Below are 16104 nucleotides of genomic sequence, written 5' to 3' on the forward strand. Positions count from 1 at the left end.
AATCACCCCATTTAAAGTGGGAACACGCTGATAAGGGAAAACCATGTGATTGACCTCTATAAGCACACCGTTCAGATAAAAAATAATTTAGATTTTTTAAAAAAATATACCTTCAATTTGATAATTATAGTTGGAAATCACATTTTATGCGCCTTGCATCCATAGATATTTTACGGGCACTTACTATGGTCTTAATGATTTGGGTAAACGACTTTTGGACACTTTCCAATGTCCCCAAATGGCTTATGCATGCCACAGCCAATGAAGATTATCTGGGTTTTTCTGATATTATTTTCCCGTTGTTTTTGTTTATCGTAGGGCTAAGCATTCCCTTTGCTGTTAAGAACAGAATGGACAAGGGAAAATCAAAGTCATCCATTGCCGTACATATTCTCATTCGTTCGTTTTCCCTTTTATTAATAGGATTCTACCTCATGAACTACGAGGTGGCTTTTGACAAAGGTATTTTAATTGGAAAAGATTTCTGGACCATTTTAATGACGCTGGCCATTGTCCTCGTTTGGGTTGACTGGGAAAAAACATCGACCCCAAAAAAATACCATCCACATTTTAGGGTGTTGGGTACCGTCCTGCTGATTTTTCTGGCAATTATTTACAAGGGTGGAGCTACAGGTCAGGACTGGATGCAGGTTCACTGGTGGGGTATTTTGGGGCTTATTGGCTGGGCTTATCTTTCCAACTCCCTATTTTTTTTTGTATTCCAAGGGAAATCTGACCGTAATTCTTCTTCTTTGGATACTGTTCAATACATTATGTGTCCTCTTTCAACAGGGAATGGTGGAAGGGCCTGAAGGGTTTTTACGATATTTCTCAGTGCTATATCGAGGTACTATTCCTGCTTTTACAGCAGCTGGAGTGTTGACCACCTTACTGTTCCAAAAATATTCCGCTACCCGATTAAATTCCGCTTATCTGGTCTTGGCCCTCCTTGGGATTGTAAACATTGTCCTGGGATTGGTTACTAGACCGATTTGGGGAATTTCCAAATTGCAGGGCACGCCATCCTGGTTGGCTATTTGCACCGGGATTGGGGTTTTGTCCTTCATTTTGTTTCATTATTTGGCCGATGTCAAGAAAAAAACCAAATGGGCAACCTTTATTTCCCCTGCGGGAACCGCCACCCTTACCTGTTACATGATTCCATACATGGTGTATCCGATTCGCAGTTTGCTGGGCTCTAGACTCCCCGACATTTTCAACAACGGATATGTGGGACTATTGGTGTCTTTTGTTTTTGCGCTTCTTGTGGTGGCATTTACAGGTTGGATGGAACGAAGAGGGTATAAACTAAAACTCTAGAATACAATTGATTTACCCCACTCCTACTCATTCCATTACAACCTTTTTTCCCGGGGTTCTAGATCCGTTAACTCCGCTATTTTAATAGGGCGACCACTTTCAATACTCTTTCTAGCCCCTATACCAATAAGAATGGACATAGCCCCGTCCCTTACCCCAGCGGCTCTATCAAACGGGTCTTGAGTGTTTGGAAGTTTGAAGATTTTTTCATGAAGTCGCTTATCTCCTCCTCCATGACCTCCTCGCTCCATGGGTACTTGAACGGTTTCATGGTCTTTCCATAAATGATGGAGAATCATGGGTTTGTACCCTTCCACTTCCTTAAGGTTTTGGGTCATCTCCAAGGCGTGAAGCTCTTCTTGACTCAACGGATTTTCCTTGCGATAAGGAATATCGTGCCAGGCCTCTATCCTACCCTTGGTTCCATTGAACGCCACCCGCCATCCTTCAAAAGGGGAATAGGTCGTTAACGAATAATTGACCACGGTTCCATTGGCATATTTTATCTGGGAAGACATCTTATCATAGATGTTTATCTCTTCACGATACAGACAGTTGTCCCGTACATAACCATCGTGCTTTTCGTTGTTGACATACAGATTCATGTCCATTTTACTTTGGGTGATATCCCAATGAAAATCACAGTTCTCCACATGTTTACAATCCCTGCAATTGTTTCCTCTAAATGTATTGGCACTGCCATAATACTCCAAATCTCCGTAAGCGAACACTTCCGCGGGATCCGAATCCAACCACCAATTCAATAAATCAAAATGATGGGTTGCCTTGTGCACCCACAAAGTTCCCCCAGTCTGACGCAGTCCGTGCCACCTCCTAAAATAGGATGCTCCATGGTAGGTATTCAAGTACCAGTTAAAATCTACCGAGGTTATTTTACCAATGATCTTCTCGCTAAGCAATTCCTTTATCTTGGTGTTGTAAGGTATCCAGCGATAATTAAATCCGACGATTACCTTATTGTTGTGTTTCCTTTCAGCATCTATGATCTGTTGGCATTTGTCCTCATCGGTGGTCATTGGTTTTTCTGTCAACACATCACACCCCAGCTCAAGCCCTCGGATAATGTATTCGTGATGCGTGGAGTCCGTTGTGGTAACGATTACTAGATCTGGTTGGTTTTGTTGAACCATTTGATCAAAACTGGAATAAGTATTGCACTTTACACCCATGTAGTCTTTGGCAAAAGCCAACCGGCCGGGATTAAGGTCGCATAAACCTACAAACTCCAAGGTATCAGAATAGGCATCCACCAATCGTTTCCCCCAAAAAGTAATACCTCTTATTCCCGTTCCCACCAACACAATTTTGAGCTTTCTTCCCATAAATGCAAAGTTCAATGGTGATGCTTCTACCATAGTTCCAGCGGCCAACATGGACACTGCCGTTAAAAATTTTCTTCTGGTTTGTTTGTCCTTCATGGCGGTTTCGGTTTAGTGGATTATATATTGAATTCTGACTTCAGTAACTAGGTAAAGATGATCATCTTTTGAACCAGGAACCTGTGTCTATCCAGAAATTTTGTGCAATCGATTGCACAATTATAACAATTTACTGTGCGTAATCAAAATATTTTTACCATCTTGCCCCCAACATAAGCGTTCATTTCATTTTTGAACTATTGGATTCTATCAAATGGCAAATAAAACAACCATCTATGATATTGCAAACCAGCTAAATCTAACTGCAGCGACGGTTTCCAGGGCATTAAATAATAACCCTAGAATTAGCAAAGGCACAAAAAAATTGGTGTTGGAAACCGCTAGGGAAATGAATTATGAGCCCAACAAGTTGGCCTTGGCCCTAAAAAAAGGAAAAAGCAATAATGTTGGAGTGGTTGTCCCCTATATCAACCACAGTTTTTTTTCCACCATTATAAGAGGAATTGAGGAAGAGCTCCATCCCAAAGGATACCATGTAATCATCAGTCAATCGCATGAAGAGGAGGACCGGGAAGGGCAAACCATAAAGAGCTTACTAAATGCTCAAGTAGAGGGCATTTTGATTTCGGTCTCCCGATCCACAAGAAATACAGAACACCTGAACGAGGTGGTACAAAAAGGTATACCGTTGGTCTTCTTTGACCGAAAGAAAGATATTAACGGGGTTAGTTCTGTAATCTTCGATGATTATCAGGGGGGATATCAGGCTACTAAGCATTTAATTGAATTGGGATGTTCCCGCATCGCTCATTTTTCGGGTGATAGGTCCTTGGAAATATACCAGGACAGGTATCAAGGTTATGTAAACGCGCTTAAAGACCACGGGAAAGAGCCCGACCAAGATTTGGTTTTTGAAATTCGCAGTACGGCAGAGGACGGCATACAGGCCATTAAAAACCTGATGGTACTTAAAAATCCACCAGATGCCATTTTCTCATCCACGGATTATGGAGCACTGGGTGCAATCACATGGTTAAAGAATAATGGCTTTAAAATACCAGCCGACATCCGTGTGGTTGGATTCAGTAACGAACCTTTTACCGAGTTTATGGACCCTCCCATAAGTTCCATGGACCAATCTCCTTTGGAAATGGGAAGGAAGGCCGCTCAAATGTTCTTGGAGCAAGTAGGACAAAATTCCAAAAGAAAAGAAAAAAGAATAGTCCTCCCTCCTAACCTCATTGTCAGGGAATCTTCCTCGTAGCTTTTAAGCCAAATGTGCTTTCCTGAAGGCTGATGGTGTAAGCCCTTCAAATTTTTTGAAGGCGCTGTTAAAAGAGGACAGGCTACTAAAACCGGAATCAAACGCTATGCTGGATATCGTGAAATTTTCGTTGTTCTTATCCACAAGCAGTTTCTTGGCCTCTTGAATCCTGTAGAAATTAACAAAGTCATTGAAATTCTGCCTGGCATATTGGTTGATGACTTCAGAAGTTTTTTGCGTACTGACGTTCGCCAACTTGCTTAAACTGGATAGGGAAATATTGGATTCCAAATACAACTTATTATCAACCAAATGATGGGTCAATTGATGAAATAGGCCCAAATCGTTGTTCCCTTTAAAAACATTTCCGTCCATATCCGTCACCTTGAGTTGAAATGCTTTAAAACTCAAGAAATAGACCACCATGGAGTACATAATTGGCCCAACGATATAAGGAACCGCGTCTTCCACAATGTTCAACACATAGGAAATCCAAATAATGATCAAGCCTATATGCAACAAACCCAACCAGCTGAAAATGGCCTTTTGGGATTTGGTCCTATGCTCTTTGGAGTGGCTCTTTGCCATTTTCTTGTAAATCCGACTGGAGATGAAGATGTAAAAGGCAAAATGCAGATAAATAAAAATGAGTACGCTCCCAAATATGATAATGACCTCTTTATTATTTGTCTCAAACCAAGCTTTGTTCACAAAAAAACTGGCCAGAAAAACCAGCGCAAAAGGAATCAATTCCAAAGCATAGAATTTCGGCAATGTAAAACCCGAGCGTGTCATTCCGTTAACATACCAGCGCAACATGGGGCCAATACCCAATAAAAAAGCCAAGCCTGCGAAAATAAACGCAGGCTCAAGATCATTTCCAAAATATAACAGCACTGATTTGCCTATTCTAAATGCCATCAGCATCAGAATTAAGGCCAACAAGGAATTGGGCAAGGTTCTTTTCTTTTTAAAGAACAGCAGATACAAAGCGAACATGGTACCATGCAAAAGGCCGGCACTGCTAATAATTACAAGAAGTATATCTAAAAATCCCAAACGACCAATTTCTCAAATGTAGCTATATTTTCGCGCTTTTGGCTTCGCATTTTTTGGCGTGGGAAACCAACCCAATAAGTGCAGCGAACTGCCCAAGCTCCCCTTTCATGGCCGCAATTATTCCATGTTTGGCGATCAAGACCCGGTCCAGTGGTTTGTTCTGCTCAACCAATACCTTTTCCATCAATTGCTTGGCAGGTTGTTTTCCTGCCTCATGGAATTTTAGAAGCACTTGCACTGCATTCTCCTCCGCTGTGATTTCCCGCTTTTTTGGAGTATAGCCCATTTGCTGAATCATTTGTTCTGCAACACTCCAGGTAGACCATGGATTTTGTCCAGTTATCAGATTTTGGTCCTGACTAACATTGTCCAAATACATAACCCCTTCATTGAATTGGGCACCTCGTTCCACCATTTTATCCTGCAGCAAAAAAGGAAAGATGGTCTTGGCATCAGAAATTAGAAGCAATTCCTCTTTATTGGTAAAACCGCTTACTGTTTTGTTATCCAAAATATGCTGTCCATTGTCCAAGGTTACATTGACCAACGCCGCTGGACCGTGGCAAACCGCCCCGATAACTTTGTTGGATTGATAATAGTTTCTGACCAGTTTTTGTATGGCTGTATTGTTTGGAAAATCAAACATGGCCCCTTTCCCTCCTGCAAAGAAGACCGCTTGATATTCCTCTGCAATCACTTGGTCCATGGGGATGGTATGGCTTGCTTTATGTTGGGCAATGGAATCGTTCAAAAAGGCGAAGTCGAAGACTCCCATATCCTCATCGTCAATAACCACAGGTGGTTTTCCGCCTTCTGGACTGGCAATATCCACCTCAAAACCGTTGGCTTGAAAAGTATAGTATGCCCTTGCCAATTCCGTCAATTCATAACCAGTGGTTTTGTCACTGTTCCCCATGGTATCAGCACTGGTCACCACAGCAAGTATTTTACCCCAATAAGGCACAGGGTCATTCACCAAATATGCCAATTCAGTTGCAGAAACGGATGCCAGCGAAACATCTCTGGGTGGTATCAAGCTTTTGAACCAAAACCCAAAGGATACAACCACAATAATTAAACTAAGAATAAAGAGGGATACCCATTTCAGTATTCGATACTTTTTAAACATAACTTTTGATTTAGAATTACGATGCTAAATAAGGGCAGGAAGGCAACAAAAGCTGTCGAAATGATAATTCCGTTAGAACAAAATATAATTCGCTAGGACCCCAAAGCAGAGTAATCTGGAATATGAATACTCTTTTAACGCTACACTTTTGCGTTGGCTGTGGATTTCAAAAATTGGGACGGGGTAGTTCCCGAAAACTTTTTGAACACTTTGTTGAAGGTGTTTTTGTTGCTGAAACCAGCATCAAGGGCAATGGCCAAAATGGTCAGGTGACTGTATTTGGGATTGGCCAATCTGCTCCTTACCTCCTTGTACCGATATTCATTCAAAAATTCGTAAAACGTCTTGCCCAGTTCCTCATTCAAAATCTGGGAAATTACATGTTTGGGTAGACCAAGGTCTTTGGATAGCTTGGATAAGTTTAGATCATGAAGAAGGTAGGGCTTTTCATCATCCATATAAGATACAATTTGGGAAAGATGCTCCTTTAAATCGGATTCCAGAAGTTTGGAGCTTTTGTATTTCACCCTTGGATTGTCCAAAAGCACTTCCCTATAAACTTTGTGGTTCCTAATGGTAAGAACCACCAAAAAGTGGATAAAGAGGGTGCAACAAAACAAGCTCATATAGTATGCCTTGACATCAATATGTCCCTGCTGCAAAAACCAGACAACAGCTAAAAAATCAACCAGCCAAAAAAGGAGAAACCCGACAGTAATTTTCCTTAGCCATTCCATTCTAAAGACATCCTTCTTCATCTTGGATTCCTTGGAACTTTTGTTGAGTAGGTTTAAGGCTAGCATGACATAGATAAAGCTTTGCACGATTTGGGTTACAGTAAATATTATAGTACCCAAATCCAATGCCCGTTGACCTGAAATTATCTGGGATTCAATCAACTGGATTTTGGCTGGCCGAGACAGCATAAAAAATGGTACCATAAACAAAAGCGCCAACAAAAATGGAAGTCCATGAAGGAGGTCAGTAACCTTAAACCCCAACTTTTCAGTTAAAACGGATTTTACATAAAACAAGAACAGGGGACCCAACAAAAAGAGCAACGGGAGGCTTATGTTTACCAAATGGGGCACATTTAAATGCAAGCTGGAATGGATGATCACATAATTAAGCAAGTTGATGGTGACAACTGCTACCAACGCAATGAGGTAGTATTTTGATTTCCTTCTAGTGGAGCCTGTCAGCAAAAGGATAGCTAAGAACAGTCCCTGCAAAATCCCAAAAAGTAATAGAACGGACCAAATGTCAAACCTAATTGCGGATAAATGCTCCATGCTTCACTAATATAATTTAGAAACACAAAGGTAAGACCTTAGTTATCAAGTGTTCAAAATAACTATTTAAAAGAGTCACTCTCAATTTAAGGATACGCTTTGTACACAAAATTGGTTTAATCTTGATCCATTCAAAACTAAAAAGAAATGGACGATATATCAATACTAAGAACTGCGCTCAAAACAAATGGATTTTTCTCCTTGGCGACTGCTACGCTTACCTTATTGTTGGGGAACTCAGTCACGGCGTTCAGTGAAATGGCAAATGGACAACCTATGGCGTTGGCTATCCAATTGTTCATTTTTGCAGCCGTTGTTTTGTTTGCCGCCTACAGAAAAAAAGTGCCTATAATACTCGTTTGGATCATCATAGTATTGGACATTTTATACGTACTACTTGGATTCTATAATCTATCCTTGGTGGCATCGGAAACAAGCTTGGGAGGAAAAATGCTTATGGTCATAACCAATGTAATGGTGGCCTTGTTTGCTACCTTCCAAACTTTGGGAATTATTAGGTTTCGAAAATCCTTGACAGCATCCAAGTCTTAGTTGGCTTTCAAAAAAAGGCAGTAGTGTTCTAAAGAACCAAATCCAGGTGTTTTTGTCGATACTGGTTAGGGGTGCACTTTTCATGTTTTTTAAACACGGACGAAAAGTACTGACTTGTGGTAAAACCTGTTCGATAAGCCACTTCGGTTATAGTGAGTTCTTCCTCTTCCAAGAGCATTTTCTTGGATAACTCCAAGCGTCGCATCATCAAATAGCGCATGGGTGTTAGGTTGGTGATTTGTTTGCAATGGTACGTAAACCGTGTAACGCCCACCCCTGCAGACTGGGACATTTCCTCAATGGTCCAGTTTTCCGCAAGGCTGTTTTCCAACTCTTTTAGAAAAAAATTCACACTTCTGGAACTCTCGGTAAGTGACTCGTTCAGAATAATATCGTCCGTATCCACCAAATCTAGAATCAAAATCAATAGATAGTTGATGAGCAACCTTATTTTTGAGGCGTTGCTACCTGATTCGTCGGCATCAATGGCCTTCCCTAGTGCAATAAAACAATCACGAACTTCCCTATTGGTTTTTAGAATCGACTGGTCATTCTGCCTCAGAATGGTGGTTAACCTATTTAAATCATCCGGTGTTAAGGTAACCCAATCAGGCCACTGCCATTCCTGATGCGGTCTGCGAACGCCTAAGTCCAGAATAACCCAGTAAAATTTACCCATCCCCACGAAGGGATTTCCCACCTTATGCACCTCCCATGGCCTGGTAATGGTCAAATAATTTGGTTTTAGAAGGACTTCCTTGTCTTCCTGTGCGTAGGGCATACTTCCAGATTCCAAGAAGTGGAATTCAATACCTTCGTTCCGATGCCAATCCAATCCCCAATCCTGCGGCTCATGGGCATCCCAATATCCAATGCTGTTTAATCCTAAAGTGTTGTCATCCAATCGGTCACCTGGATAGGTGTGTCTTGACAACATCCTAGATTTGATTTTCTGCCGCTTAGCGGCATCTACCAACGGCAAACATTTATCTGCATGATACACAATTCCGTCTGCCTCGTAGGGCTGAATCTCATGTATACTTTCTTTCATTGAAAAGATTTAAACAAAATGGGATGAAAAGTAGTTATTTTTATAAGTTCAATCAAGTATAAGAGATATAAGCATCCAAAACAAGTTTCATGGGAATTCCAACTAAAACATTTTCACTTCGAAAAATTTTCAATCTGTTTTTGTTTGTACTTTTCACAGCTTTCGCTTACGTACAATTAAATGATAAGGATGGAGTGCTTTGGTTTTCTATTTATGGCGTGGTGGCTTTGGTTCATCTGTATGTTGTTTTTAAGACCCTCAATCGTAGTATTCTATTGCTATTTATGATTGGACTGGCCATATATAGTGCGGTGCACATCCCCTATTTTGTGGACTGGATACAAGTGCAAAACAAATCTGAACTTTTTGGTGAAATGGTCTATGAAAAACCATACCTTGAAGGTACCCGGGAATTTTTGGGTTTGGTCATAGCTTTGGTTTCCATAGTTTATCAATGGAGACAATCCAAAAAATGAAAAGAAATCTATACTAAAAACAATGTGGGAAGGATAAAATGGGAGATGGAAAGTTAGATTTTACCAACTGCGTTTTAAACAAATTGTCTCCTAAAGAGCAAGATTGGTTGAACTTAAAAAGGGCGGCTGTTAAAGAGAGTGCAAGGAAGTTCCCCATTTTCTTTAGCCAGGCTTCACGTTTTATTGCCAATGATGTCCCGGAATGGAATACCGACGAAATTCAAATATTGGAGAGCATTTATCCTGGATTTGGAAGCGCGGTTTGGACCAAACGGGACATGGCAAGGACAGTATTGGTGTGCGCCCTGAACACAAACAAAGATGCACAGGTATTACGAGGCTTTTTTGAAATTGCAGAGATGAATGAACTGGTGGCCCTCTACAAAAGTTTGTTCCTGTTGGACAACGCGGCCGACTTTGCGTCGCAGGTAAAAGAGGGGGTCCGCACCAATATGGTGAATGTGTTTGATGCCATTTGTCTTGGGAATCCATTTGCAGCGGCTTATCTGGAAGACCCGGCATGGAACCAATTGGTCTTAAAGGCCATTTTTATGGAAAGACCTTTGTATAAAATCCAAAATATAGACCAACGAAGGAATAAGGAATTGGCCGATATGCTCCAAGATTATATCCAGGAGCGCTGGGCGGCAAAGCGAACGGTTTCTCCTGAGGTTTGGCGACTTGTACATCAGTACTTACGAGAAGATGTCAAGCAACTAATTTTGGAAAAGGAACTTGAAGCATTTGAAAAAAGTGCCATAGAAACCATTTTAGATTCAAAAGCCACTGCAGGAGAGGAGTTTTGGAACAACATAGGAAAAATGAACGAAATAAATTTAAACTAATGCACTATATAGACCCCCATATACATATGGTCTCAAGGACCACGGACGATTATGAAGCGATGAGGGAAGCGGGTATTGTTGCCGTGATTGAACCTGCATTTTGGCTGGGACAGCCACGGACCACCGTGGGATCCTTCAAGGATTACTATAGCATGCTGGTTGGATGGGAACGTTTTAGGGCTTCGCAATTTGGAATCAAGCACTATTGTACCATCGGGCTCAATTCCAAGGAAGCGAACAATGAGGAGTTGGCGGAGCAGGTCATGGAAATTCTACCCCAATTTTTGGCCAAGGAAGGTGTTGTGGCCGTTGGTGAAATCGGTTATGATGACCAATCCGAAGCCGAGGATAAATACTTTAGGTTGCAATTGGAACTCGCAAAGGAATTTGAACTTCCCGTTATGATCCATACCCCGCATCGTGATAAGAAAAATGGAACCCTACGGAGTATGGATGTCATCCAGGAACACGGTATTCCAGAACATATGGTGGTGATTGACCATAACAATGAAGAAACCGTAAAACATGTGTTGGATAGAGGTTTTTGGGCTGCTTTTACCATCTATCCGAAAACTAAGATGAGCAAGATGCGTATGGTGCATATTGTAAATACCTACGGTTCTGAAAAGATCATCGTGGACAGCTCAGCCGATTGGGGCGTAAGCGATCCACTTTCAGTACCAAGAACTGCATCCTTAATGAGAGAGAATGGCATCGCCGAACATCATATCCACCTTACTTGCTACCAAAATGCGCTGACCGTTTACGGGCAAAGTGGGCAATTCAATGAATCTGATTGGAAACAGGACTTGGTCGTAAAACAAGCTGATTTGCACCAAGGAAATAGTGTATTAAGAGGTCAGGAGGCCAAGGAAATTAATTTCAAAAACAGCATGGGGGAGTAATACATGCAATGGTCCGGGTATATACAGTTGATCAGACCTGCCAATATTGTAACTGCCATTGCAGATATCATTGCTGGGGTTGCCATAGCCGGCCTATTTACCATTGATGTTTGGAATCAGAAGATCATCTTGGATTTAGGCCTGTTACTTCTTTCCACTTCTTGTTTATACGGGGGCGGAATTGTCTTCAATGACGTTTTTGACATAGAGGAGGACAAAATCCATAGACCGGAAAGAGTTATTCCTTCAGGTAAGGTTAGTCTTCAACAGGCCTCGCGATTTGGAACCTTGCTTTTTATCATTGGAATCCTGGCTGCTTTCGGGGTATCTATTTTAAGTGGCGGAATAGCTGCGAGCATTGCACTTTTAGCCTTGCTCTATGATAAATACAGCAAACACCATTTGGTTTTAGGGCCTCTGAATATGGGAGCATGCAGGGGTACTAATCTTCTGTTGGGCATGAGTATTGTCCAGCCCATTCCCTCGCAATTTCTTTGGATTGGTTTATTACCCATAATCTTTGTGGCGGCCATCACCCTAACCGCACAAAAGGAAAGCCAAGGAAAGAACAAAAAATCTATAATGGTTGCCATGGTATTGGACGCAACCATAGTGGCAGGCATCTTGCTATTAAGCCGATACTTTAACTTTTCATTAAAATCAGCATCCATATTTATAGTACTTTGGTATGGGGTAAACTTTTTGGCAAAACTTAAAGCAATTCGACATAACCATCCTACAGCCATTAAAAAAGCAGTAAAGACTGGGGTTTTATCCCTTATCCCTCTAAACGCAGGTTATGTGGCTGGTTTTGGTTCTGTTTACTTCGGATTGGCCACGCTTTGCCTTTTGCCATTATCCATATACCTGGCCAAGAAATTTGCGGTGACCTAAGTTGTCATGAAGAAAGAGATTATGAAAAAGGAAAGAACATTAGAACAGAAGTTTCAAGTAAATTTTCAATTTAAAGTGTTGTTTACGCACAACATTTTTGATGTGGAAAATACTATCCTCCAGAAACTATTGTCGGAAAATGCTTTGAACAAGAGCAAAGCCCTTGTGGTTGTGGATAGTGGAGTCAAGCAAGCCCACCCTACTTTGTTTCAGGCTGTACAAGATTACTTTAAGCACTACGGCAAGTCTATTGCCCTTCAGGGAGAAATATTGGAAATTCCAGGTGGGGAAGTCGCCAAAAATGACGAAACCTTGATCAAATCCATTTTGAACAAAGTAAACCAATTTGGGATTGACAGGCATTCCTATGTCATCGCCATAGGCGGAGGTGCAGTTTTGGATGCGGTAGGTTTTGCTGCGGCCATTGCACATCGAGGGGTTAGGCACATTAGGATTCCCACTACGGTTTTGTCCCAAAACGATTCTGGAATTGGGGTTAAAAATGGGATTAATACGTATGGAAAGAAGAATTTTACAGGCTGTTTTGCCAGTCCGTATGCGGTTATCAATGATTCCACTTTCCTCTCCACATTGGACGATCGTGATTGGAGAGCTGGCATTGCAGAAGCCATCAAGGTTGCTCTTATCAAGGATGCAGATTTCTTCGAGTGGATAGAAACGATGGTAGATGCCTTGGCCAATCGGGATGTGGAAGCAATGGACGAGCTCATCTATCGATGTGCGGATTTACATATGCAGCATATCCGAAGCTCAGGTGATGCCTTTGAGCAAGGATCGTCACGACCTCTGGATTTTGGACATTGGGCTGCCCATAAATTGGAACAATTATCCAGTTTTTCGTTGCGTCATGGGGAAGCTGTGGCAATAGGTATTGCGTTGGACAGCACCTATTCCCAACTCAAAGGACATCTTGACCAATCATCTCTTTCCCGTATTATGAGTCTGATGATCAAATTGGGATTTGATTTGTATCACCCACAGTTATCGGAGCAGGTCATCCAAGGACTGGAAGAATTTAGGGAGCATCTGGGTGGGCAACTTACCATTATGCTTTTGGATGGCATAGGCCATGGCTTCGAAGTCCATGAAATGGACAAGGAAATGGTCTTGGAGGCCATGAATTATGCGAAACAGTACAGTGCACAAAAACTGGAGGTGTAATGCAAATTGAACACAATGCCCATTTAACGTACTGTACCAATATCCATCCTGGGGAAAGTTGGGAGGAAGTTTTTGCCAGTTTACAAACCTATGCTTTACAGATAAAAAAGAAGGTTGCCAACAATCAAGCTTTCGGTTTAGGATTACGTTTATCCCGACGAAGTGCGGAAGAATTGATTCAAGGAAAGCATTTGGACCAGTTTAAGTCTTGGTTGGAAAACCACAATTTATATGTGTTTACCATGAATGGATTCCCCTATGGGGATTTTCATCATGTGGCGGTTAAAGATCAGGTCCATACCCCTGATTGGACTACCGCGGATCGGGTGGTGTACACCAAAAGTCTGGTGAAAATTCTCGCCCATCTGCTTCCAGAAGGTGTGGAAGGTGGAATTTCAACCTCCCCCCTCTCCTATAAATATTGGTTCAATTCCGAAGAGCAGATTGAAGAGGTGAAAAACAAAGCTGTCTTATCCCTAATCGCTGTGGTTGAAGAACTGGTCCAGATTAAAAACCAATGGGGAAAAACCATCCATATTGATATTGAACCGGAACCGGACGGAGTTTTGGAAAACACCCAAGAGGTCATTTCCTTTTATCAGGACCATTTGCTCAAAAAAGGTGCAGAGGCGTTGCAGGAAAAACTTAAATGTTCACAATCCGAAGCGCGGGAGCATATTTTGGAGCATCTTCAAGTATGCTATGATGTCTGCCATTTTTCATTGGCCTATGAAGAACCAAAGGAGGTAATGGCACAATTTCGGGAACACGGAATCAAGGTCGGAAAAATACAAATTAGTGCCGCCCTTAAAAGTAGACGTTCGCCAGAGGTTTCCATCAAAGAACAGCAAGATTGCCTACAACAATTTGACGAACCTGTTTACCTGCACCAAGCGGTAGTGCAGAAAAAGGATGGGATGCTGGACCATTATCCCGATCTTCAGGAGGGCATAACGGCTATGGGAGATGAAAATTTTCAGGAACTCCGGGCACATTTCCACATCCCCATTTTTATTCCGGAATTTCAGGTGTTGGAATCCACCCAAAATGATATTGTCAAGGCCCTGGATCTATGGAAAGAAGGTCAATACAGCACCCATCTAGAGGTTGAAACCTATACCTGGACCATTTTACCGGAGCATTTGCAAACGGACATAACAAGTTCCATCGTAAGGGAATTGCAATGGGTCTTGAACCAATTGGAAGCATAAAAAGTAGAAGCGCATGAAGCAAACCGTGGTCATCAATGTTGTGGGACTCTCTTCTTCCCTACTCCAACACCAAGATTTGTTTTTGACGCAATGGATTAAAAGCAAACGGCTATCTAAGATAAAACCGGTGCTTCCGGCAGTAACCTGTACTGCCCAGTCCACCTATCTGACTGGGAAACTCCCTAATGAACATGGTATTGTGGCCAACGGTTGGTATTTTAAGGATGAATGTGAGATCAAACTTTGGCGGCAATCCAACCACTTGGTGCAAGCCCCCAAGATTTGGGATATGGCCAAGGAGAAAAATTCGGATTTTACCTGCTCCAACATGTTTTGGTGGTACAATATGTATTCCAATTCCGATTTTAATGTGACTCCTAGACCCCAGTATAGGGCAGATGGACAAAAGATTCCCGACTGCTATTCCAATCCCCCCGAGCTAAGGGACAAACTGCAAAAGGAACTGGGCACTTTTCCATTGTTCAATTTTTGGGGACCGACGGCCAATATCAAATCTACACAGTGGATTGCAAACGCCTCCAAGTTGGTGCATACCTGGCATGAACCCACCTTACAACTCATTTATCTACCACATTTGGACTATGTGCTGCAAAAGCACAATGACCAGGATATCATTTATCAGCATCTAAAGGAGTTGGACACGGTTCTGAAAGACCTTATTGGGTTTTATGAGGAAAAAGGAATTGATCCCATTGTGCTTTCAGGATATGGCATCACTCCGGTTAAAGAGCCAATGCACATTAACCGATTACTACGAAAAAATGGGTACATAAAGGTTAGGGAAGAAAATGGATTGGAAATTTTAGATCCGGGAGTCAGTGAAGCTTTCGCCATGGCCGATCATCAAATTGCCCATGTTTATGTAAATACCAAGCATAAAGTGGAGGAAGTAAAAAAACTGCTTGAAAATTGTCCAGAAATAGAACTGGTTCTGGATGCTGATAGCAAAATGGACTATCATCTAGATCATGAACGGTCGGGAGACCTGGTGGTAATTGCTAAAAAAGAACATTGGTTTACCTACTACTATTGGCTGAACGATGCCAAAGCACCTGATTTCGCAAGAACAGTGGACATCCACAAAAAACCTGGTTATGACCCAGTGGAAATGTTTACAGATCCCAACAAAAAAATGATGCTGGCGCGAATTGGATGGAAATTGCTCAAGAAAAAACTTGGGTTCAGGAGCTCGTTCAATGTGATACCTTTGGATGCCAATTTGATCAAGGGATCTCACGGAGCCATTAATATTCCAGAGACATATTATCCAGTTTTTATACATAATGCTGACCAAGGGAAGCCGAATAGCGAAGCCCTACTTCCCACCGAAGTATATGGTCATATTTGGAGGAATATCTTCGGAACTGCCAATGGATAGAAATTGACTTTGCCCATTATATTATGTTGGTCTGAATTGTATAAAATATTTCAACGGGCAATTATACACAGGAAAGAGGCTATAAATGCTTAATTTTCCTTGTTTAAAATAAATTTCGAACGGTA

Annotated in this window: 16 protein-coding genes; 11 read left to right on the forward strand and 5 right to left on the reverse strand. The window is 41.7% G+C overall.

Translation table 11 applies throughout. The annotated features are described in order from the left end of the window. Positions 1-146: 146 nt before the first annotated feature. Positions 147-812 (forward strand): heparan-alpha-glucosaminide N-acetyltransferase domain-containing protein, encoded by a 666-nt coding sequence (locus ACO6S0_RS08505; RefSeq protein WP_422351556.1) that lies wholly within the window; start codon positions 147-149, stop codon positions 810-812. After that, positions 796-1320 (forward strand): hypothetical protein, encoded by a 525-nt coding sequence (locus tag ACO6S0_RS08510; RefSeq protein WP_422351557.1) that lies wholly within the window; start codon positions 796-798, stop codon positions 1318-1320. Before ACO6S0_RS08505 ends, ACO6S0_RS08510 begins: the two co-directional genes overlap by 17 nt. 35 nt (positions 1321-1355) lie before the next feature. Here ACO6S0_RS08510 and ACO6S0_RS08515 read toward each other — a convergent pair whose 3' ends face one another. Further along, positions 1356-2759 carry a Gfo/Idh/MocA family oxidoreductase gene (locus ACO6S0_RS08515; protein WP_422351558.1) on the reverse strand — a complete coding sequence of 468 codons (1404 nt, stop codon included), beginning with the start codon at positions 2757-2759 and terminating at the stop codon, positions 1356-1358. A gap of 214 nt (positions 2760-2973) precedes the next feature. Between ACO6S0_RS08515 and ACO6S0_RS08520 the strand changes: the two genes are divergently transcribed. Then, positions 2974-3984, forward strand: coding sequence for a LacI family DNA-binding transcriptional regulator (locus tag ACO6S0_RS08520; protein WP_422351559.1), 1011 nt, complete (start codon positions 2974-2976; stop codon positions 3982-3984). A gap of 3 nt (positions 3985-3987) precedes the next feature. Here ACO6S0_RS08520 and ACO6S0_RS08525 read toward each other — a convergent pair whose 3' ends face one another. From ACO6S0_RS08525 to ACO6S0_RS08535, 3 genes are all read right to left on the reverse strand, one after another. Further along, the gene (locus tag ACO6S0_RS08525; protein ID WP_422351560.1) at positions 3988-5043 is read right to left on the reverse strand and encodes a helix-turn-helix domain-containing protein; all 1056 of its coding nucleotides are present in this window, start codon (positions 5041-5043) and stop codon (positions 3988-3990) included. Between the two features lie 22 nt (positions 5044-5065). Then, positions 5066-6172 carry a type 1 glutamine amidotransferase domain-containing protein gene (locus tag ACO6S0_RS08530; RefSeq protein WP_422351561.1) on the reverse strand — a complete coding sequence of 369 codons (1107 nt, stop codon included), beginning with the start codon at positions 6170-6172 and terminating at the stop codon, positions 5066-5068. Between the two features lie 140 nt (positions 6173-6312). After that, on the reverse strand, positions 6313-7464 hold the full coding sequence (locus tag ACO6S0_RS08535; RefSeq protein ID WP_422351562.1) for a helix-turn-helix domain-containing protein: 1152 nt from the start codon (positions 7462-7464) through the stop codon (positions 6313-6315). A gap of 147 nt (positions 7465-7611) precedes the next feature. Here ACO6S0_RS08535 and ACO6S0_RS08540 point away from each other — a divergent pair, with 147 nt between their 5' ends. Then, positions 7612-8016 (forward strand): hypothetical protein, encoded by a 405-nt coding sequence (locus tag ACO6S0_RS08540; RefSeq protein WP_422351563.1) that lies wholly within the window; start codon positions 7612-7614, stop codon positions 8014-8016. Positions 8017-8044: 28 nt separating this feature from the next. Here the strand turns inward: ACO6S0_RS08540 and ACO6S0_RS08545 are convergent, their stop codons facing one another. Continuing rightward, positions 8045-9067 (reverse strand): helix-turn-helix domain-containing protein, encoded by a 1023-nt coding sequence (locus ACO6S0_RS08545; protein ID WP_422351564.1) that lies wholly within the window; start codon positions 9065-9067, stop codon positions 8045-8047. Between the two features lie 89 nt (positions 9068-9156). Between ACO6S0_RS08545 and ACO6S0_RS08550 the strand changes: the two genes are divergently transcribed. From ACO6S0_RS08550 to ACO6S0_RS08580, 7 genes are read left to right on the forward strand one after another with little or no spacing between them, the layout of a single operon-like run. Beyond that, complete coding sequence (locus ACO6S0_RS08550) at positions 9157-9543, forward strand: transmembrane 220 family protein (protein WP_422351565.1); 387 nt, start codon at positions 9157-9159, stop codon at positions 9541-9543. Between the two features lie 38 nt (positions 9544-9581). Further along, a complete protein-coding gene (locus tag ACO6S0_RS08555; protein ID WP_422351566.1) occupies positions 9582-10388 on the forward strand; it encodes an EboA domain-containing protein in 807 nt (268 codons plus the stop codon). Continuing rightward, positions 10388-11293: a TatD family hydrolase gene (locus ACO6S0_RS08560; protein ID WP_422351567.1), complete on the forward strand. Its 906-nt coding sequence runs from the start codon at positions 10388-10390 to the stop codon at positions 11291-11293. Before ACO6S0_RS08555 ends, ACO6S0_RS08560 begins: the two co-directional genes overlap by 1 nt. A gap of 3 nt (positions 11294-11296) precedes the next feature. Continuing rightward, the gene (gene eboC / locus ACO6S0_RS08565) at positions 11297-12187 is read left to right on the forward strand and encodes a UbiA-like protein EboC (RefSeq protein WP_422351568.1); all 891 of its coding nucleotides are present in this window, start codon (positions 11297-11299) and stop codon (positions 12185-12187) included. Between the two features lie 6 nt (positions 12188-12193). Then, positions 12194-13369 carry a 3-dehydroquinate synthase gene (locus ACO6S0_RS08570; RefSeq protein ID WP_422351569.1) on the forward strand — a complete coding sequence of 392 codons (1176 nt, stop codon included), beginning with the start codon at positions 12194-12196 and terminating at the stop codon, positions 13367-13369. Beyond that, complete coding sequence (eboE, locus tag ACO6S0_RS08575; protein ID WP_422351570.1) at positions 13369-14580, forward strand: metabolite traffic protein EboE; 1212 nt, start codon at positions 13369-13371, stop codon at positions 14578-14580. The genes ACO6S0_RS08570 and eboE overlap by 1 nt, the downstream gene beginning before the upstream one ends. A gap of 13 nt (positions 14581-14593) precedes the next feature. Next, positions 14594-15979: an alkaline phosphatase family protein gene (locus tag ACO6S0_RS08580; protein ID WP_422351571.1), complete on the forward strand. Its 1386-nt coding sequence runs from the start codon at positions 14594-14596 to the stop codon at positions 15977-15979. Positions 15980-16104: the final 125 nt, after the last annotated feature.

Source organism: Flagellimonas sp. (assembly GCF_965233845.1).
GTDB lineage: Bacteria > Bacteroidota > Bacteroidia > Flavobacteriales > Flavobacteriaceae > Flagellimonas.